14 protein-coding genes are annotated in these 19,766 nt (G+C 70.1%); 7 read left to right on the plus strand and 7 right to left on the minus strand.

Annotated elements, in window-relative coordinates; genetic code table 11:
* Window positions 1-21: 21 nt before the first annotated feature.
* The 3 genes from AC067A_RS08865 to AC067A_RS08875 are packed head-to-tail and all read right to left on the minus strand — an operon-like array spanning window position 22 to window position 3,123.
* The gene (locus AC067A_RS08865; protein ID WP_478616487.1) at window positions 22-852 is read right to left on the minus strand and encodes a carbohydrate ABC transporter permease; all 831 of its coding nucleotides are present in this window, start codon (window positions 850-852) and stop codon (window positions 22-24) included.
* Entirely contained in the window at window positions 849-1,826 is a 978-nt protein-coding gene (locus AC067A_RS08870; RefSeq protein ID WP_478616489.1) for a carbohydrate ABC transporter permease, read from the minus strand. The genes AC067A_RS08865 and AC067A_RS08870 overlap by 4 nt, the downstream gene beginning before the upstream one ends.
* A 4-nt stretch (window positions 1,827-1,830) precedes the next feature.
* Entirely contained in the window at window positions 1,831-3,123 is a 1,293-nt protein-coding gene (locus tag AC067A_RS08875; protein ID WP_478616492.1) for an extracellular solute-binding protein, read from the minus strand.
* A gap of 256 nt (window positions 3,124-3,379) precedes the next feature.
* On the opposite strand from AC067A_RS08875, the gene AC067A_RS08880 reads away from it, so the two are divergent.
* From AC067A_RS08880 to AC067A_RS08895, 4 genes are all read left to right on the plus strand, one after another.
* Window positions 3,380-4,417 carry a LacI family DNA-binding transcriptional regulator gene (locus AC067A_RS08880; protein WP_478616495.1) on the plus strand — a complete coding sequence of 346 codons (1,038 nt, stop codon included), beginning with the start codon at window positions 3,380-3,382 and terminating at the stop codon, window positions 4,415-4,417.
* Window positions 4,398-6,617: a glycoside hydrolase family 3 N-terminal domain-containing protein gene (locus tag AC067A_RS08885; RefSeq protein WP_478616498.1), complete on the plus strand. Its 2,220-nt coding sequence runs from the start codon at window positions 4,398-4,400 to the stop codon at window positions 6,615-6,617. Before AC067A_RS08880 ends, AC067A_RS08885 begins: the two co-directional genes overlap by 20 nt.
* Window positions 6,614-8,092, plus strand: coding sequence for a glycoside hydrolase family 43 protein (locus tag AC067A_RS08890; protein ID WP_478616501.1), 1,479 nt, complete (start codon window positions 6,614-6,616; stop codon window positions 8,090-8,092). Before AC067A_RS08885 ends, AC067A_RS08890 begins: the two co-directional genes overlap by 4 nt.
* Window positions 8,093-8,458: 366 nt before the next feature.
* Window positions 8,459-9,907 (plus strand): endo-1,4-beta-xylanase, encoded by a 1,449-nt coding sequence (locus tag AC067A_RS08895; protein ID WP_478616504.1) that lies wholly within the window; start codon window positions 8,459-8,461, stop codon window positions 9,905-9,907.
* A 57-nt stretch (window positions 9,908-9,964) separates the two neighbouring features.
* On the opposite strand, the gene araD is transcribed toward AC067A_RS08895, so the two are convergent.
* The 4 genes from araD to AC067A_RS08915 form a co-directional block, all read right to left on the minus strand.
* Complete coding sequence (araD, locus tag AC067A_RS08900; RefSeq protein WP_478616507.1) at window positions 9,965-10,678, minus strand: L-ribulose-5-phosphate 4-epimerase AraD; 714 nt, start codon at window positions 10,676-10,678, stop codon at window positions 9,965-9,967.
* A 38-nt stretch (window positions 10,679-10,716) separates the two neighbouring features.
* Window positions 10,717-12,225, minus strand: a complete 1,509-nt coding sequence (araA, locus tag AC067A_RS08905) for an L-arabinose isomerase (protein ID WP_478616510.1) — start codon at window positions 12,223-12,225, stop codon at window positions 10,717-10,719.
* A gap of 198 nt (window positions 12,226-12,423) precedes the next feature.
* On the minus strand, window positions 12,424-14,130 hold the full coding sequence (araB, locus tag AC067A_RS08910) for a ribulokinase (RefSeq protein WP_478616513.1): 1,707 nt from the start codon (window positions 14,128-14,130) through the stop codon (window positions 12,424-12,426).
* Between the two features lie 385 nt (window positions 14,131-14,515).
* Complete coding sequence (locus tag AC067A_RS08915; RefSeq protein WP_478616516.1) at window positions 14,516-15,562, minus strand: LacI family DNA-binding transcriptional regulator; 1,047 nt, start codon at window positions 15,560-15,562, stop codon at window positions 14,516-14,518.
* Between the two features lie 226 nt (window positions 15,563-15,788).
* Here AC067A_RS08915 and chvE point away from each other — a divergent pair, with 226 nt between their 5' ends.
* Genes chvE through mmsB form a run of 3 tightly spaced genes read left to right on the plus strand, consistent with a single transcriptional unit; the run spans window position 15,789 to window position 19,755 of the window.
* On the plus strand, window positions 15,789-16,898 hold the full coding sequence (gene chvE / locus AC067A_RS08920; RefSeq protein ID WP_478616519.1) for a multiple monosaccharide ABC transporter substrate-binding protein: 1,110 nt from the start codon (window positions 15,789-15,791) through the stop codon (window positions 16,896-16,898).
* Entirely contained in the window at window positions 16,895-18,514 is a 1,620-nt protein-coding gene (gene mmsA, locus AC067A_RS08925) for a multiple monosaccharide ABC transporter ATP-binding protein (RefSeq protein ID WP_478616522.1), read from the plus strand. Before chvE ends, mmsA begins: the two co-directional genes overlap by 4 nt.
* Window positions 18,511-19,755 carry a multiple monosaccharide ABC transporter permease gene (mmsB, locus tag AC067A_RS08930; protein WP_478616525.1) on the plus strand — a complete coding sequence of 415 codons (1,245 nt, stop codon included), beginning with the start codon at window positions 18,511-18,513 and terminating at the stop codon, window positions 19,753-19,755. Before mmsA ends, mmsB begins: the two co-directional genes overlap by 4 nt.
* Window positions 19,756-19,766: the final 11 nt, after the last annotated feature.

Below are 19,766 nucleotides of genomic sequence, written 5' to 3' on the forward strand. Positions count from 1 at the left end.
GTGGAGGTCACATGGGGCGGGTCAGCCCTTGGTGGCGCCCGCGGTGAGGCCGCCGATCAGCTGCCGTTCGGCGACGGCGTAGAAGGCGAGGGCGGGGACCATGGCGAGCACGATGTAGGCGAGGACGAGCGCGAAGTCGGTCGAGTACTGGCCCTGGAACTGCTGGACACCGACCGGGATCGTCTGCCATTTCGGGTCGTTGAACACCAGCAGCGGCAGGAAGAAGTTGTTCCAGCTCGCGACGACCGCCAGCACCGAGACCGTGCCGAGCGCCGGACGCGCCATCGGCAGCAGGATCTTCCAGAAGAAGCGGAGCTTGCCGCAGCCGTCCATGGTGGCGGCCTCCTCGATCTCCGCCGGGATGGTCCGGAAGAATCCGCGCAGAATCACGATCGTCATGGGAAGCCCGAAAGCCGCCTGCGGGAGGATCACGCCGAGCGGGTTGTCGAGCAGGCCGAAGGTGCGCAGCATGAGGAAGAGCGGCAGCACGGCCACCGCGAACGGGAACATCAGCCCGATCGTGAAGAGCGTATAGAACAACTCCCTGCCCCGGAAGGCATATCGGGCCAGCACGAACGCCGCCATCGCGGAGACCGCCACCGTGCAGAGCGTCGTGCCGACGGCGATGCCGGCACTGTTGGCGATCTGCCGCCAGAACATTCCGTCGCCGAGAATTCCGGTGTAATTTCCGACCTTCCACTGCTCCGGCAGCCCGAACGGGTTCGTCGTGAGCTCGCCGGTGCTCTTGAACCCGGAGATCACCGCGTAGAGCAGCGGTACGGCGACGAACGCGGCGATCAGCCAGACCACGGCGTGCAGCGAAAGGCCGCGTGCCGTCCGGCGGGCGTTCATCGGCCGCCTCCCGAGGTGACGGCCCCGCTCAGATCGCGGCGGAGCACGTAACGCTGGTAGAAGAGGGAGAAGACCAGGCTGATCATGAACAGGACCACGCTGATCGCACTGGCGTAGCCGACCTGGTACCGCTTGAACCCGAACTGGAACATCGCGATCGCCATCGTCTCGGAGGAGTGGTTGGGTCCGCCCGCGGTCATGACCCAGACGAGGTCGAAGAGCTGGATGGACCCGATGATCGACAGGAAGACGCTGATCCGGATGGTCGGGCCGAGCAGCGGCAGCGTCACGTGCCGGAAGCGCTGCCAGGCGCCGGCGCCGTCGATGGAGGCGGCTTCGAGGATCTCGGACGGGATGCTCTGCAGACCGGCGAGGAAAAGCATCATGTGGAAGCCGAAGTACTTCCAGATCATGACGACGAAGAGGGTCGGCATGACCGTCGAGGGGTCGGCGAGCCACTTGCCCTGCAGTCCCTCCAGGCCCAGGAGGCCGGCGAGGTGGTCGGCCATGCCGGCGCCGGGCAGGAAGATCATCGTGAAGAGGACCGCCGTGACCACCTCGGACAGGATGTACGGCGCGAAGAACAGCATCCGGTAGACGGCCCGGCCGCGGAGCTTCTGGTTGAGCAGGACCGCGGTGAACAGGGCGAACGGCAGCTGGATCGTGATCGACAGGACGATCAGGTACAGCCCGCGCCCCAGGTCGCCGAGGAAGACCTGGTCGTCGAAGAGCTTGGTGTAGTTCGCGAAGCCGACGAAGTCGTCCATGGGGCCGATGCCGCCCCATTTGAAGAAGCCGGTGTAGACGGCGACGACGATCGGGGCGAGGACGAAGACGAGGAAGAGGACCAGGGCCGGGACGAGGAACCAGGCGACCGACGCCCAGTCTCCCCACCCGCGCAGGCGCGACCGGGCCTGGCGTGGCGGGGGCGTCGGCACGGCCTCCTCCGTCCGCTCCTTTGTCAGGGTGGGCACGGAGCTAGGCACTCTTCGCAGCCTCGGTGATCGACGCGGTGACCTGCTCGGGGGTCTTCTTGCCGGCGATGAGGTCGGCGACGCTGTCGTTGACCTCCTGGCCGACGGCCGGCGGATAGGCCTGGTCGAGGAAGAGCTGGAAGCCCGTCGCCTTGACCAGGCTGCCGGCCACCACCTTCTTGTTGGCGTCGGTGAGCTGCCTCTCCGCGCCCTTGACCACCGGCAGGTAGCCGTTGGAGGCCAGCAGCTTGGACTCGTTCTCCAGGACGAAGAACTTCAGGAAGTCCAGTGCCTCCTTCGGGGCGCCCTTGCGCAGCGCGAAGCCACCGCCGCCGCCGAACACCTCGGTGGCCAGGCCCACACCGCCGTCGACCGTCGGGAAGGGGAAGAAGCCCAGGTCGGCTCCGAGGTCGCCACCCGCGTCCTTCTGTACCGACGGTCCCCACTGCCCCATCAACTCCATGGCGGCCTTGCCGTTGCCCATGGTCGCGGCCTGCCCGCCGGGGGTGGCGTAGCCGGCGCCGAGGAAGGCCGTCTGGAACGGCTGGAGGTCGACGAGCTCCTTGAGGTGGACGCCCGCCTGGACGAAGCCGGGGCCGGTGAAGTCCTTGGTGGTCGCGGCCTGCTGGAGCGCGGGGAGGCCGGCGACGCGCATCGCGAGGTAGGCCCAGTAGTAGTGGCCCGGCCACTTCTCCTTGCCCGCGAGGGCGATCGGGGTGATGCCCGCCGCCTTGAGCTTTCCGACGTCGCCGAGGAACTCGGCCCACGTGGCCGGCGGGGCGGTGATCCCGGCCTTGGCGAAGAGCTTCTTGTTGTACCAGAAGCCGACCATGCCGATGTCGTAGGGCACCCCGTAAGTGCGGCCGCCGAACCGGTAGGCCTGCAGCGAGACCGGGGTGAGGTCGGACGACCAGTCCAGGACGTCGGTGAGGTCCTCGACCAGCCCCGCGTCGACCTGCTGCTGCAGCACACCGCCGCCCCAGGTCTGGAAGACGTCGGGGAGCTTGCCCGAGGAGGTGGTGGCGGTCAGCTTGGACTTGAACGCCTCGTTCTCCAACGAGGTCGTGTTGATCGCGATGTTCGGGTGGGCGGCCGTGAACGCCGAGGAGATCTGGGGGAAGAGGGACTTGCCCGGTTCGGTCGTGGCGATGTTCCACCACTCGAACGTCACCTTGCCGTCGGCCGACGACCTGCCGCCTGATTCGCCCGCTCCGCAGGCCGCCGTCATGGAGACGGACAGTGCGGTCAAGCCCGCGAGCCCCAGGAAGCTTCGTCGGCTCGGGGGAGTGCTGGCCATGGGACCTCCGTGTGATGGGGGGATGACGGGTTCGATGCCGGGTTCATTCCGGTTCCACGCTCGAAAACTTTTCGAAATACTCTCGAATTCCGTGGTGCCATAAACTAGAAACGCCGGGCTGCACGGTCAAGACTTCTCACCGATTTATCTCGGAACACCGCGTGGTCCTGGGGTTGACAAGCCGTCGCCTCGACCAGAAACTCTTCGAAAGTTTGCGATACCTGTCGCCGTCCGACGGCGTCGAAGAGGAGAGAAGTTGAGCGAGCAGCGTGCGACTCTGGCGGTCATCGCCGCGGAGGCAGGGGTCTCCCAGGCCACCGTCTCCAAGGTGATCAACGGCCGCACCGATGTCGCGCCCTCGACACGCGAACGGATCGAGGGCCTGCTGCGAGCCCACAACTACCTCCCACCCGGCCGGCAGGGCAGGGCCCGCAGGTCGGGCCTGGTCGACCTGATCATCGGCGGTCTGGACAGCGCGTGGGCCGTGGAGATCCTGCGGGGCGTCGAGGCCGAGTGCGCCCAGCGGGGCGTCGGCACCGTCGTGTCACTCGTCCCGCCTGGCGAAGCCACGCCGTCGAGCTGGGCCGCGCTGCCGGTCCTGCACCACAGCGACGGCGTCATCCTCGTCACCGCCTCGGTCACCCAGGCCCAACGCGCCCAGGTCGAGCGGGGCGGGGTGGCACTGGTCGTCATCGACCCGATCGACCTCCCGGGCAACGGCGTGCCGAGCATCGGCGCGACCAACTGGGCGGGCGGCCTCGCCGCCACCGAGCACCTGCTGGACATGGGGCACCGCCGGATCGCCGCGATCGGCGGGCGCAAGGAGATGCTCTGCAGCCAGGCCCGCATCGACGGGTACCGGGCCGCTCTGGAGCGGGCCGGGATCGAGGTCGACCGCGACCTGATCCGGTTCGGCGACTTCCAGCACGAGGGCGGGTTCCGGTGCGCCCAGGAGCTGCTCGCCCTGCCCGAGCCCCCGACGGCCGTCTTCGCCGGTAGCGACCAGCAGGCGATGGGCGTCTACGAGGCCGCCCGGCAGGGCGGACTGAGCATCCCGGGGGATCTCAGCGTGGTCGGTTTCGACGACCTGCCGATGTGCGAATGGCTGTCACCTCCGCTGACGACGGTGCGTCAGCCGCTGGAGGAGATGGGCCGGCTCGCCGCCCGCACCCTGTTCCAGCTTCTGGAGAACCAACCCCTGGTCAGCCCCCGGATGGAGCTCTCGACCGAGCTCAAGGTCCGGCTCTCCACCGCCCCGCCCCTAGGAGAACCCCTTGACCGAGCCCTGGCGTGATCCTCTCCTGCCCGCTTCCGTGCGAGTCGCCGATCTGCTGAGTCGGATGACGCTGGAGGAGAAGGCGGGGCAACTCGCCGGCTTCTGGGCCTTGCCCTCGAATCCCGGAGCACCCGTCGCACCGATGGAGGACGATTCCGGCGAGCCCGCGCCGGGCCTCGACGACATCGTCGGGCACGGTCTTGGCCAGCTCACCCGGGTGTACGGAACCGCGCCGACCACCGCGGAAGCCGGGATGGAGCGGCTCGCCTCGCTCCAGCGGCAGGTGACCGGGGCCGGCCGGTTCGGCATCCCGGCGATCGCTCACGAGGAGTGCCTGACCGGGTTCATGACGTTCGGGGCCACCGTCTTCCCCGGGCCGCTCGCCTGGGGCGCGTCCTTCGATCCCGGGCTCGTGCGGCGGATGGCCGCCGCCATCGGCGAGGGGATGCGGCGGGTCGGCGTCCACCAGGGGCTGGCCCCGGTGCTCGACGTGGTCCGCGACTACCGGTGGGGCAGGACCGAGGAGTGCATCGGCGAGGACCCCTATCTCGTCGGAGCGATCGGCACCGCCTACGTACAGGGCCTGGAAGGCGCCGGCGTCGTGGCGACGCTCAAGCATTTCGCCGGCTACTCGGCCTCGCGCGGCGGCCGGAACATGGCCCCCGTCGCCTCGGGGCCGCGCGAGTTCGCCGACGTGCTGGTCGAGCCCTTCGTACGGGCGCTGCGCGAGGGAGGCGCCCGGTCGGTGATGAACAGCTACACCGACGTGGACGGCGTCCCGGTCGCCGCCGACGAACACCTGCTGACCGGACTGCTCAGGGACGAGCTCGGTTTCGGCGGTGTCGTCGTCGCCGACTACTACTCCGTCTCCTTCCTGGAGACCCGGCACGGCGTCGCCGGGTCTCGCGGCGCGGCCGGCGCGCTGGCGTTGACCGCCGGAATCGACGTCGAGCTGCCCACGGCCCGCTGCTACGGCGAGCCGCTGACCGCACTCGTACGGTCGGGGGACGTTCCCGGGGAGCTCGTCGACCGGGCCGCGGAGCGGGTCCTGCTGCAGAAGGCCGAACTCGGCCTGCTCGACCCCGACTGGGAACCCGTCAAGCCCGAGCCGGTCGACCTCGACCCGCCGGAGAACCGGGCACTGGCCAGGCTCCTGGCCGAACGGTCCACCGTGCTGCTCGCCAACGACGGCACCCTGCCGCTGCGCCCGTGCCGGGTCGCGGTCAGCGGGCCGTACGCCGACGACCCCCAGTCCTTCCTCGGCTGCTACTCCTTCCCCAACCACGTCGCCCTGCCCGGCGACCTCGGCCTTGAGATCCCGACGCTCGGCGAGGCGCTCACCGCTGCCGGGTTCACGGTCACCGCGGACGATCCGGACGTGAACGTGCTGGTACTCGGCGACCGGGCCGGCATGTTCGGCCGGGGCACCTCGGGAGAGGGCTGTGACGCCGAGACCCTCGACCTGCCCGGAGACCAGGCCGCACTCGCCTCCGCCGTACTGGACTCCGGGGTGCCGACCGTCCTGGTCCTCGTCTCCGGACGCCCCTACGCGCTCGGCTCGCTGGCGGAGCGCGCGGCGGCCGTCGTCCAGGCCTTCTTCCCCGGCGAGGAGGGCGGGACGGCGCTGGCCCGGATCATCAGCGGCGCCGCGGAACCGTCCGGGCGGCTCCCCGTCTCCATCCCCCGCCAGGTCGGCGGACAGCCCGGTACCTACCTGCACTCCGCGTTGGGCGGGCGCACCGACTGGAGCTCGGTGGACCCGACTCCGCTGTTCCCGTTCGGGCACGGGCTGAGCTGGACCAGCTTCACCTGCTCGGATCTCTCGGTGGATCCCGTCGCCCCGACGGACGGAGCCGTCTCCGTCGCGGTCACCGTACGCAACGTGGGCGAGGTCACCGGGACGGAGGTGGTCCAGCTCTACCTCTCGGACCCCGAGGCGTCCGTCGTGCGACCGAGGCGGTGGCTCGCCGGATTCGGCAGGGTGGAGCTGCGGCCGGGCGAGGCCGCCCGGATCACCTTCTCCGTCCACGCCGACCGGACCTCCTTCACCGGGGTCGACTTGCGCAGGAGGGTGGAGCCCGGAGAGATCGGCGTGGCCGTCGGACGGTCCAGCGGCGATCTTCCACTCCAGGGGTCCTTCACCCTGCACGGTCCCGTACGTCACCCGGCGGCCGACCGTGTGCTGTCCGTGCCGGTCGAGATCGTCCCGGTGCCGTGACCGGGTGGTTCGGCGAACCCGTACTCCCCGGCTTCCGGCCCGACCCGTCCGTCTGCCGCGTGGGGGCGGACTACTACCTGGTGACGTCCAGCTTCGAATGGTTCCCGGGGCTTCCCGTGTTCCACAGCCGCGATCTGGTGAACTGGCGGCGCCTCGGCTCCGCGCTGGACCGGGTGTCGCAGCTCGACCTCGACGGGTGCGAGCCCTCCCGGGGGCTGTTCGCGCCGACGATCCGGCACCATGGCGGGGTCTTCCACCTCGTGTGCACGCTGATGGACGGCCCCGGCCATTTCGTCGTCACGGCGACCGACCCGGCGGGGCCGTGGTCGGAGCCGTACTGGCTGGACGGCGAGGGCTTCGATCCGTCGCTGTTCTTCGACGACGGGCCGGACGGTGACGGCCGAGCCTGGTTCACCGCCGCCCGTGTGCTGGACGAGGCCGCCGGCCGCACCGAGATCTGGATGCGTGAGTACCTGCCCGACGAACGACGGCTCACCGGGCCCGAGTACGTCCTGTGGTCGGGGAGCCATCCGGACGCGCGGTGGCCGGAGGCTCCGCACCTCTACCGGATCGGCGGCTCGTATCTCCTGCTCACCGCCGAGGGCGGCACCGATGTGGACCACAGTGTGGTGGCCGCCCGCGCCGACCGCGTGACCGGCCCGTACCGGGGCGTCCCCGGCAACCCGGTCCTGCCTCCCGTCCGGACGGGTCCGGTCACCTGCACCGGGCACGCCGACCTCGTGCAGACCCCGGACGGCGACTGGCGGGCCGTCCTGCTGGGCGTCCGCCCGGGCTCGGCCGTCGGCCGCGAGACCTTCCTCAGCAAGGTCACGTGGCATGACGGACGGCCGGTCTTCTCCCCCGTCGACCACACGAGTCCCCGCCGCCCGCTCCACGACGACTTCGCCGCCCTCAGCGCCGACTGGAGCGTCCTGCGCACCCCGCCCGCGCCGTTCTGGGCCACCGGCGACGGGCTCCGCCTCCAGCTGCGCCCCGACCGCCTCGGCGAACGGGCCGTCCCCTCCCTCCTGGTCCGTCCGCAGGAACAGCCGGACTGCGACGTGTCCACCGAGCTGCACTTCACTCCCGCGGCACCGGTCGAACAGGCCGGCCTCGCCGTGGTCCTCGACGACGACACCCACCTCCTCTTCCTTCGTACCGGGGAAGGACTCGTCCTCCGCCACGGGTCCGAACTCCTGGCCGGCGTTCCGGTCCCCCCGGGGCCCGTTCGGCTGGGGGTGCGCGTCCGGGGCTTCAGCCACACCTTCGCCCACGCGGCGCCCGACGGCGCCTGGCAGGACCTGGCCACCGTCGAAGCCACCTTCCTCACGCCGCTGTTCACCAGCGTCCAGCTCGGCCTCTACGCCACCTCCCACGGCCACCCGTCCACGAACCACGCCCACTTCAGGTGGTTCGACATCGCGTATCCGCACCCGTCCTCCGGGGCGACGGGCATCGACGACCCGGACATGTGAACCGAAGCAAGCACTCACTAATAGACGGAGCAGCCCTTATCGAAATACTTTCGATAAGGGCTGCTCCGTCATGGCTCTCTCGACATCCTTTTCAGGACCCTTTCGAGAGGCCTCAAGGGCCCCATTATCGGGCCGCGTCACCGAAACACCTCCGAAACACTTGACATGTTCCTGCGGTGTTTCCAGACTGAATCCGGAGGTCGCCACCGCCCCTTGACCTGCATGTCGCGGCACCGGCCTCGCATCACTGCGCCCTGATGGTCCGCTTCCTTTTTCACGCACGTTCCACGCACGCGGACATCACCCTCGCGGAATCTTTCCGCCGCGCTCGCATCCATCCGTGAATTCCGTACCGGAGGTCCAGCCATGCGTTCACATGCCCTTCCACCGTCCACCGTCCGCCGGAAAATAGGTGGCCTCGGCGCGGCGCTGCTCGTCGGCGCCGTCGGGGCCGCCACCGTGCTCGTGGCGCCCCTCACCTCGCACGCCGCCGAGAGCACGCTCGGCGCCGCGGCGAAGCAGAGCGGCCGGTACTTCGGCACCGCCATCGCCTCGGGCAGGCTCAACGACTCGACGTACACGACGATCGCGAACCGCGAGTTCAACTCGGTGACCGCCGAGAACGAGATGAAGATCGACGCCACCGAACCCCAGCAGGGCCGCTTCGACTTCACCGCCGGCGACCGCGTCCACAACTGGGCGGTGCAGAACGGCAAGCAGGTGCGGGGCCACACCCTGGCCTGGCACTCCCAGCAGCCCGCCTGGATGCAGAACCTCAGCGGCAGCGCGCTCCGCACGGCGATGACCAACCACATCAACGGCGTCATGGCCCACTACAAGGGCAAGATCAGCCAGTGGGACGTCGTCAACGAGGCGTTTGCGGACGGCAGTTCGGGCGCCCGCCGGGACTCCAACCTCCAGCGGAGCGGCAACGACTGGATCGAGGTCGCCTTCCGCACCGCCCGCGCCGCCGACCCGGCCGCCAAGCTCTGCTACAACGACTACAACGTCGAGAACTGGACGTGGGCCAAGACCCAGGCCATGTACGCCATGGTCAAGGACTTCAAGCAGCGCGGCGTGCCCATCGACTGCGTCGGCTTCCAGTCCCACTTCAACAACGACAGCCCCTACAACAGCAACTTCCGCACCACCCTCCAGAGTTTCGCCGCCCTCGGCGTCGACGTGGCCATCACCGAACTCGACATCCAGGGCGCCTCGGGCACGACCTACGCCAACGTGACCAACGACTGCCTGGCCGTCCCGCGCTGCCTCGGCATCACCGTCTGGGGTGTGCGCGACACCGACTCCTGGCGAGCCGAGCACACTCCGCTGCTCTTCAACGGCGACGGCAGCAAGAAGCCCGCCTACTCCTCCGTCCTCAACGCCCTCAACTCCGTCTCCCCCAACCCCAACCCCACTCCGACCCCCTCCCCCGGCGCCGGGCCGATCAAGGGAGTCGCCTCGGGCCGCTGCGTGGACGTACCCGGCGCCGTCACCACCGACGGCACCCAGGTCCAGCTGTGGGACTGCAACAACCGCACCAACCAGCAGTGGACCCTCACCGCCGCCGGTGAGCTCAGGGTCTACGGCGACAAGTGCCTGGACGCCGCCGGCACCGGTAACGGCGCCAAGGTCCAGATCTACAGCTGCTGGGGCGGCGACAACCAGAAGTGGCGCCTCAACTCCGACGGCTCCATCGTCGGTGTCCAGTCCGGCCTCTGCCTCGACGCCGCTGCCAGCGGCACCGCCAACGGCACGCTGATCCAGCTCTACTCCTGCTGGAACAGCGGCAACCAGCGCTGGACCCGCACCTGACCCGCTGCGGCGCACCCTGGAGGGGAGCCAGGATGATCCTGGCTCCCCTCGGCGCGTTCAGGCGGAGGAGGGGTTGCCGTAGTAGGCGTCCGGGCCGTGCTTGCGCGTGAAGTGGCGGTTCAGGAGGTGCTGCGGGGGCTCGACCGTGCCCAGGGCGATGGTGTGGAGGGCCATCTCGGCCACCGCCTCGCAGATGACGGCGTGTTCCAGGGACGCGGTGGCGTCGGCACCCCACGTGAAGGGGCCGTGGTGGGCGACCAGGGCGCCGGGGACCTCACGGGCCCGGGTGTCGTCACGGCCCAGCAGGTCCACGATGACCTGGCCGGTGTTGTACTCGTAGTCCGTGGCGCACTGCTGGGGCGTGAGGGCCTCGGTGACGGGGACGGGACCGTTGAAGGTGTCCGCGTGGGTCGTGCCGAGCACCGGTATGGGACGCCGGGCCTGGGCGAAGGCGACGGCGTGGGTGGAGTGCGTGTGGGTCACGCCTCCGATGGAGGGGAAGGCCAGATAGAGACTGCGGTGCGTCTCCGTGTCGGTGGACGGGCGCAGGTGACCCTCCACCACGCTCCCGTCGGACAGGGAGACGACGACCAGGTCCTCCTCGCTCAGCACGTCGTAGGCCACGCCCGAGGGCTTGATGACGAAGACGCCGGCCTGTCGGTCCACACCGCTCACGTTGCCCCAGGTGAGGGTGGCGAGGCCGGCTCTGGGGATGCGGAGGTTGGCCTCCAGTACCTCTCGGCGCAGTTCCTTGGAAACGGCGGTGCTCACGGAGGGCTCCGTCCTGGTGGGAGTGGCGGCGGGGGTCTTCACAGGCTCTGGGCCAGACGGTGGTAGGCCTGGCTCCAGCGCAACTCGCGCGTGAAGCGCCGGATGGTGGTGTCCTCGTCGATGACGACGAGTTCGGTCCGCAGCATCTCGGCCAGGTCTTCGACCTCCTCGCCGCCGAGGGCGGTGGTCAGGACGGTGTGGTGCGGTGCTCCGGCCGTCAGCCAGGCCTCGGTGGACGTGCGCAGGTCGGGGCGGGGGCGCCAGACGGCTCGGGCGACGGGGAGCCGGGGCAGCGGCTCGGGCGGGGTGACGACGTCGATGTGGTTGGCGACGAGGCGGAACCGGTCTCCCATGTCGGCGAGGCCGACGACGACGGCCGGACCGGGATCCGCGTCGAAGACGAGGCGGACCGGGTCCTCTCGTCCGCCGATCCCGAGCGGGTGGATCTCGCAGGCGGGCGTGGCCGTGGTGAGGGAGGGGCAGACCTCGAGCATGTGGGCGCCGAGGATGAGCTCCCGGCCGGGCGTGAGGTCGTAGGTGTAGTCCTCCATGAAGGAGGTGCCGCCGGGCCGGCCGTGGGCCATCGCCTTCAGCGTGCGCAGCAGGGTGGCGGTCTTCCAGTCCCCTTCGCCGCCGAAGCCGTAGCCGTCGGCCATCAGGCGCTGCACGGCGAGGCCGGGCAGCTGGCGCAGGCCGCCGAGGTCCTCGAAGTTGGTGGTGAAGGCGCGGAACCCGCCTTCCGTGAGGAAGGTGCGCAGACCGGCTTCGATGCGGGCGGCGTAGCGCAGGGATGCGTGGCGCTCGCCGCCGGGCCGCAGCTCGGGCGCGAGGGCGTAGAGGTCCTGGTACTCCTTGACGAGGGCGGTGACGGTGTCGTCGGGGGTGGCGTCGACCACGGCGACGAGGTCGTTGACGCCGTACGTGTTGACCGAGACCCCGAACCGCAGCTGTGCCTCGACCTTGTCGCCCTCGGTGACGGCGACGTCGCGCATGTTGTCGCCGAACCGGGCGAGTCTGAGGGTGGTGAGTTCGGACCGGCCGACGGCCGCGCGGGCCCATCCGGCGATGCGGTCGACGACGCCGGGGGTGGAGACGTGGCCGGCCACGGTCTTGCGCGGGACGCCGAGGCGGGTCTGGACGAATCCGAACTCGCGGTCGCCGTGAGCGGCCTGGTTCAGGTTCATGAAGTCCATGTCGATGGTGGACCACGGCAGTTGGCGGTTGGCCTGGGTGTGCAGGTGCAGCAGGGGCTTGCTCAGGGCGTCGAGGCCGGCGATCCACATCTTGGCCGGGGAGAAGGTGTGCATCCAGGCGATCAGGCCGATGCAGCGGTCGTCGGCGTTGGCCTCCAGACAGATCGCGCGGATGGCGGCCGCGTCGGTGAGGACCGGCTTCCACACCAGGCGGACGGTCATCCGGGACTGGCCGGCGAGGGTGTCGCAGATGGCACGGGACTGGTCGGCGACCTGGGCCAGGGTGTCGTCGCCGTAGAGGGCCTGGCTGCCGGTGAGAAACCAGATCTCGCGGTCGGGCTGGGCGAGCGTCATGTCGCGTGTGCTCCTCGGGGGTGCGGGGGGCGGAGAGGTGGGGCGGATGGAGGCCGGGGCCGGGGAGGTGGGGCGGACGGAGGCCGGGGCCGGGGAGGTGGGGCGGACGGAGGCCGGGGGCGGAGAGGTGGGGCGGACGGAGGCCGAGGCCGGGGAGGTTGGGCGGATGGAGGCCGGGGCGGGGAGGCGCCCTGGGGGTCAGCCGGTGGTGACGAGGCGTGCGGCGTTGCGGATCCGTCGCAGGCGGTGCAGGAGGAGGTCCGCGCCGGTGCCGAAGTGGTCGTGCAGGGCGCGGTACTCGTCGAACAGCGCGTCGTAGGCGTCCGCCCGTGCGGGGTCGGGCACGTACGCGTGGCGCTGGACGCTGCCCATCACGGAAGCGGCGGAGCGGACGTCGGGATAGGCGCCCGCGGCGACGGCGGCGTGGATGGCGGAGCCGAGCGCCGGCCCCTGCTCGGAGGTGCCGACGGACACGGGGCGGCGGAGCACGTCGGCGTAGATCTGCATGAGCAGCGCGTTCTTCCTCAGCCCTCCGGTGACGATGAACTCCTCGACGGGGATCCCGCCGTCCTCGAAGGTCTCGACGATCACCCGGGTGCCGTAGGCGGTGGATTCGAGCAGGGCCCGGTAGACGTCTTCGGGGCGGGTGTCGAGGGTGAGGCCGGCGATGACTCCGGAGAGGTGGTGGTCGACCAGGGTGGAACGGTTGCCGTTCATCCAGTCCAGGGCGACCAGGCCGTGCGCGCCGACCGGCTGGTCCGCGGCCTTGCGGGTCAGGAGCTGGTGGAGGTCCTCGCCCGCTGCCTCGGCCTCGGCGCGGTAGTGGTCCGGGACGCCCTGGCGGAGCCACCAGGCGAAGATGTCGCCGACCGCGCTCTGACCGGCCTCGTAACCGTAGGCACCGTCGACGATGCCGCCGTCGACGACCCCGCAGATGCCGGGGACTTCGGCGAGGGTGGCGCCGTTGAGCACGTGGCAGGTGGAGGTGCCCATGATGGCGAGCATCCGGCCGTTCTCCACGGCGCCCGCCGCGGGTGCGGCCACGTGGGCGTCGACGTTGCCCGCCGCGACGGCGATGCCCTCGGGGAGACCGGTCCAGTGTGCGGCCCGGCTGCTCAGGGTGCCGACGCGGGAACCCAGCGGGGACAGGGGGTGCTCCAGGCGGGTGGCGGGAAAGTCGGCGAAGTCCGGGTGGAGTCCGGCGAGGAAGCCGGGCGAGGGGTAGGCGCCGTCCTGGTGGATGCCCTTGTAGCCGGCGGTGCAGGTGTTGCGGGACTCGGCGCCGGTCAGCTGCCAGACGATCCAGTCGGCCGCCTCGATCCAGCGGGCGCAGGCGGCGTAGACGGCCGGGTCCTCTTCCAGGACCTGTAGGGCCTTGGCGTACTGCCACTCGGAGGAGATCTTGCCTCCGTACCGTGCGATCCACTTCTCGCCGCGGGCGTGAGCGAGGGCGTTGATGCGGTCGGCCTGCCCCTGGGCCGCGTGGTGCTTCCACAGTTTGGGCCAGGCGTGCGGGCGGTCGGCCCATTCGGGCGTCAGGGCGAGCGGGGTGCCGTCCGGGGTGGTCGGCAGGACCGTGCAGGCGGTGAAGTCGGTGGCGATGCCGATGACGCGGGCGGGGTCGACTCCGGCGTGGGCGACCGCCGCCGGAACGGCGTTGCGCAGGACGTCGCGCCAGTCCCCGGGGTGCTGCAGGGCCCAGTCGGGGGGCAGGGGGGCTCCGGTGGCGGGAAGGCGGTCCTCGATGACGGCGTGGCGGTACTCGTGGACCGACGAACCGAGTTCGGCGCCGTCCCGGACCCTGACGACGACGGCACGCCCGGAGAGGGTGCCGAAGTCGACTCCGATGGTGCAGGCCTCGGGGTGGTGTGGGGCCGCGGGGTCGGAAGGGGCGTGTGGAGTCACGATACGTCTCTCTCGTCATGAGTAGGGCCAGGGGGGCACCCTGATTGTTAACGCTCACAATCGTGTTGGACAAGAGTCAGGCGCTGTTCCATCGAATATCAGGCGGGAGACAGGGCCTTTGAAGTGAGCGCTCACTTGAACGCCGACGGGCAACCCCGGCGCCCCGACGTGGCCCTGCGTGAGCCGGGGCGACCGCACGGGGCGGAGTGGGCCGCACGGGGCGGAATGACCGGCACGGGGCGGAGTTGGCCGGCATGGGGCCGGAGTGGCCCGCACGGGCGCTCGCGCGGGTGGGCCGGCACGTGAGCCCGCCCGGACCGACACGCCCGCCGACGGAAGCGGGCCGCCGACGGCCATGAGGTGGTGGCGAGAGCCTCCCGCCGCGTCAGGCCTCGGTCGAGGGGCGCGTGCTCGCGCGCATGATGAGCTGCGGTTGCACCAGGAGGTGCTCGGCCTTCCGCGCGCGCCCCTCGATGTGGTCCACCAGGAGCCCGATGCTCCGGCGCCCGATGGCGGCGAAGTCCTGACGGACCGTCGTCAGCGGCGGAGGGAAGAACTCGGCCTCGGGGATGTCGTCGAAGCCCGCGACGGCCACCTGCCCGGGGGTGCGGATCCCGCCCTCGCGCAGCGCCCGCAGGACGCCGAGCGCCATCTGGTCGTTGGCGACGAACACCGCCGTGACCGGTGTCGCCCCGCGGCGGGCCATGGCGAGGCCCGCGAGTTCCTGGCCCGCCCGGTACCCGGACAGGGGGCTCCAGTCTCCCTCCAGGACGCGCGGAGGCTGGATGCCGCTCTCCTCCAGGACGGCGCGCCATCCCGCGGTGCGGGCCTCGCTCTCCAGCCAGTCGCCGGGACCCGACACGTGCCAGACATTGCGGTGCCCGGCGGCGAGCAGGTGCTCGGTGACCATGCGGGCGCCGAGTTCCTGGTCGAGGGAGACCCCGGGCAGGTCGAGCTGATGACCGCCCTCCACGGTGACCACGGGGAAGGGCGCGTCCAGCTCGGCGAGTTCCTGCACGTGCGAGCGCTGCGGGGTGATGGCGACGACGCCCTCCACGCCCCAGGCCGCGAGGTGGTCGATGGCGTCCTTGAGGCCCTGCCCCCTTCCGGTGCGCAGGTTGACGGTCGAGACGAGGTAACCCTCCTCCCGGGCCGCCTCCTCCAGGCCGGTCACGGTGCTGGCGGGGCCGTACAGGGCGGTGTTGACGGCGATGACGCCCAGCGTCCTCGTGCGGCGCGTCACCAGGGCGCGCGCGGCGGAGTTGCGGCGGTAGCCGAGCCGCTCGATGGCCAGGGTGACCTGGTCCCGGGTGGCCGCGCGCACGTTGGGGTGACCGCTCAGCACCCGGGAGACGGTCTGGTGGGACACACCTGCCTCACGTGCGACGTCGGCCATCGTCGGCGGGCGGACGTCTTCCGCGGGATGCGCCACGTTCGCCTCCTTTCTCCCTGCTTGCGGCTGAGTATCGATGCGAGAAAAACCTTAGCGCCTCTTGTATCACGCTGTTGTGAGCGCTAACAATCTACCTCGACCGGGGTGCGACGCCCCGGCCACCCAGCCGGAACGGTGCCGTCCCGGTGGTGCGAGGACACGCGCTGCCGTCGAGCCCGTCCCCGGTCGGAGCCGCCCTCGACGACGGGATTGCCAGGTCATGCCCATGAAGAAGTTCCGATCCGTATCCGCCCTCCTGGCCGTGACCACCGGCTGTGCCCTGCTCCTGACCGCCTGCGGGCAGAACAGCGAGGGCGGCAGCCAGGAGTCCAAGGACAAGAAGGACCTCACCATCGGCATCGCCATGCCCACCAAGTCCTCCGAGAGGTGGATCGCCGACGGCCGGAACATGACCGCGAGCCTGAAGAAGGCCGGTTTCTCCACGACTCTCCAGTACGGGGAGGACGACCCCGACCAGCAGGTCGCCCAGATCGAGAACATGATCACCCAGGGCGTCGACGCCCTGGTCGTGGCGGCGATCAACGGCGAGGCCCTGTCCAACGTCCTGCAGCAGGCGGCGGACGCCCACATCCCGGTGATCTCCTACGACCGGCTCATCCTGGGCTCCCCGCACGTCGACTACTACGCCTCCTTCGACAACGAGAAGGTCGGCGAGCTCCAGGCCACGTACATCGTCGAGAAGCTGGGACTGAAGGCCGGCTCGAAGAAGGGCCCCTTCAACATCGAGCTGTTCGCCGGGTCCAACGACGACAACAACACCAAGTACTTCTTCGACGGCGCCATGAAGGTGCTGAAGCCCTACCTCGACAGGAAGCAGCTGGTCGTGCGCTCCCAGCAGACCCGGCTCAACCAGGTCACCACGCTGCGCTGGGACGGAGGGACGGCCCAGAAGCGCATGGACGACCTGTTGACCTCGGCGTACTCCACGGCCCGGGTCGACGCCGTGCTCTCCCCCTACGACGGCATCTCCATCGGCATCCTGTCCGCCCTGAAGTCCGACGACTACGGCAGCGCCGCAAAGCCGCTGCCGGTCGTCACCGGCCAGGACGCGGAGGTCGCCTCCGTGAAGTCGATCATCGCGGGACAGCAGACGCAGACCGTCTACAAGGACACGCGTGCGCTGGCGCAGGTCGCCGCGGACATGGTGGAGGCCGTCCTGGCCGGCAAGAAGCCCGAGATCAACGACGAGACCACCTACGACAACGGCAAGAAGGTGGTCCCGGCCTTCCTGCTCGACCCGGTGAGCGTCGACAAGTCGAACTACCGCAAGGTCCTCGTCGACTCGGGCTACATCGACGCCGGGGAACTGCGATGACACCCGCCGCGACCCCGTCCGCGACCGCCGGCCCCGTCCTCGAGATGCGGTCCATCGTCAAGACCTTCCCCGGGGTCCGAGCCCTGTCCGAGGTGACCCTGTCCGTGGAGCGCGGCGAGGTGCACGCCCTGTGCGGAGAGAACGGTGCCGGCAAGTCGACGCTCATGAAGGTCCTGTCCGGCGTCCACCCGCACGGCACCTACGAGGGCGAGATCCTCTTCGACGGCGAGCCGTGCCGGTTCAAGGACATCAGGGCCAGCGAGCAGCGCGGCATCGTCATCATCCACCAGGAGCTCGCACTCGTTCCCCACCTGTCGATCGCCGAGAACGTCTTCCTCGGCAACGAGCCGTCCCGGCACGGGGTCATCGACTGGCACGAGGCGCTGCGCCGCGCTTCCGAACTGCTCAGGCGGGTCGGGCTCGACGAACACCCCGAGACCCGGGTCGCCGACATCGGCGTCGGCAAGCAGCAGCTCGTGGAGATCGCGAAGGCGCTGGCGAAGAACGTCCGCCTGCTGATCCTCGACGAGCCCACCGCGGCGCTCAACGACGAGGACAGCGCGAAGCTGCTGCGGCTGATGCGGGAGCTGAAGAGCCAGGGCATCACGTCGATCATCATCTCGCACAAGCTGAACGAGATCGCCCGGATCGCCGACTCCGTCACCGTCCTGCGCGACGGGCGCTCCATCGAGACCCTCGACGTCCGTGACCCGGCCACCACCGAGGAACGCATCATCCGCGGCATGGTGGGCCGGGACCTCGACAGCCGTTTCCCCGACCGCACCCCGTACGAGGGACCGGCCGACGCCGATCCCGTCCTGGAGATCCGGGACTGGACCGTACGCCATCCGCTCGACCGCGGCCGCAAGGTCGTCGACGGGGTCTCGCTCCGGGTCCGCCGCGGGGAGATCGTGGGCGTGGCGGGTCTCATGGGGGCCGGCCGCACCGAACTCGCCATGAGCGTCTTCGGTCGTTCCTACGGCCGGTACGAGCGGGGCACCGTGCTCAAGGACGGCCGCGAGGTGCGGACCCGTACGGTTCCCGAGGCGGTCGCCCACGGCATCGCCTACGTCACCGAGGACCGCAAGCACTACGGGCTCGACCTCGGGGACTCCGTGAGCCGGAACATCTCGCTCGCGTCCCTCGGCGCCCTCGCCCGCCGCGGAATCGTCGACGGGCACAAGGAACGCAAGGTGGCCGAACGGTACCGGCGGACCATGAACATCAAGGCACCGAACGTCCTCGAACCGGTCGGCCGCCTTTCCGGCGGCAACCAGCAGAAGGTCGTCCTCAGCAAGTGGATCCTCGCCGGACCGGACGTCCTCATCCTCGACGAGCCCACCCGCGGAGTCGACGTGGGTGCCAAGTACGAGATCTACACCGTGATCGACCGGCTCGCCGCCGAGGGCAAGGCGATCCTCCTCATCTCCTCCGAGCTGCCCGAACTGCTCGGCATGTGCGACCGCGTCTACACCATGGCCGCCGGACGGCTGACCGGCGAAGTCACCCGCGAGGACGCCACGCAGGAAGTGCTGATGCGGCACATGACGCAGGACTCCCCCGCACCACCGGCGGTCACCACAGGCACCGCCTCCAGCGAAGGACACCAGGCATGAGCACCGACGTCAGCAGGAAGACGACCGTCCCGGCGCCCCCGGGCCGCGGGGCCCCCTCCGCCGCGACACCGATGGCCCGGGTGCTGCTGGACGGCGTCCGGCGGAACATGCGCCAGTACGGGATGCTCTTCGCACTCGGTCTGATCGTGCTCCTGTTCCAGATCTGGACGGGCGGCGACCTCCTGCTGCCGCGCAACGTCTCCAACCTGGTGCTGCAGAACAGCTACATCCTCATCCTGGCGATCGGCATGATGATCGTCATCATCTCCGGGCACATCGACCTGTCGGTGGGCTCCCTGATGGCCCTGGTCGGGGGGATCGGGGCGGTGCTCATGGTCGAGCACCACGTGTCCTGGCCCGTCGCGGTGCTCCTCACCCTGCTCCTGGGGGCCGTCGCGGGCGCGCTGCAGGGATTCTTCATCGCGTACGTCGGCATACCGTCGTTCATCGTGACCCTCGCCGGCATGCTGCTGTTCCGCGGGCTCACGGAGATCTTCCTCAAGGGGCAGACGCTCGGCCCGTTCCCGGACGGGCTGCAGAAGGTCGCCAACGGCTTCCTGCCGGAGGTGGGGCCGCAGACCAACTACCACAACGTGACCCTGCTCCTCGGCCTGGGGCTGATCGCCTACGTGGTGTTCCAGGAGGTACGGGACCGCCGCCGCCAGCGGGAGTTCGCCCTGGAGCCGCTCCCCACGGGCCTGTTCGCGCTGAAGGTGACGGCGCTGGTCGCCGCAGTCCTGGTGACGACCCTGCTGCTCGCCAGCTACAAGGGCGCCCCGGTGGTCCTCCTGATCCTGGCCGCGCTGCTGGTGGGCTTCGGCTACGTGATGCGCAACGCGGTGATCGGCCGCCACGTGTACGCGATCGGCGGGAACCTGCCCGCCGCGAAGCTGTCCGGGGTCAAGGACAGGAAGGTGACCTTCGCGGTGTTCCTCAACATGGGAATGCTCGCGGCGCTCGCCGGGCTCGTCTTCGCGGCGCGCTTCAACGCGGCCTCGCCGAAGGCGGGCGTGAACTTCGAACTGGAGGCCATCGCCGCCGCGTTCATCGGCGGGGCCTCGATGAGCGGGGGCGTCGGAACCGTCCTGGGAGCGATCATCGGCGGGCTGGTCCTCGGCGTGCTCAACAACGGCATGAACCTCGTCGGGGTGGGCACCGACTGGCAGCAGGTCATCAAGGGCCTCGTGCTGCTCGCGGCGGTCGGCTTCGACGTGTGGAACAAGCGAAGGGCAGGTGCCTGACACCGCTCCGG

Source organism: Streptomyces sp. NPDC043176 (assembly GCF_056436715.1).

Excerpts from the sequence above, each read along its gene's own strand:
- AC067A_RS08895 (WP_478616504.1), top strand. The coding sequence starts at position 8,459 with ATGCGTTCACATGCCCTTCCACCGTCCACCGTCCGCCGGAAAATAGGT.
- mmsA (WP_478616522.1), top strand. The coding sequence starts at position 16,895 with ATGACACCCGCCGCGACCCCGTCCGCGACCGCCGGCCCCGTCCTCGAG.
- chvE (WP_478616519.1), top strand. The coding sequence starts at position 15,789 with ATGAAGAAGTTCCGATCCGTATCCGCCCTCCTGGCCGTGACCACCGGC.
- AC067A_RS08875 (WP_478616492.1), bottom strand. The coding sequence starts at position 3,123 with ATGGCCAGCACTCCCCCGAGCCGACGAAGCTTCCTGGGGCTCGCGGGC.
- mmsB (WP_478616525.1), top strand. The coding sequence starts at position 18,511 with ATGAGCACCGACGTCAGCAGGAAGACGACCGTCCCGGCGCCCCCGGGC.
- araA (WP_478616510.1), bottom strand. The coding sequence starts at position 12,225 with ATGACGCTCGCCCAGCCCGACCGCGAGATCTGGTTTCTCACCGGCAGC.
- AC067A_RS08865 (WP_478616487.1), bottom strand. The coding sequence starts at position 852 with ATGAACGCCCGCCGGACGGCACGCGGCCTTTCGCTGCACGCCGTGGTC.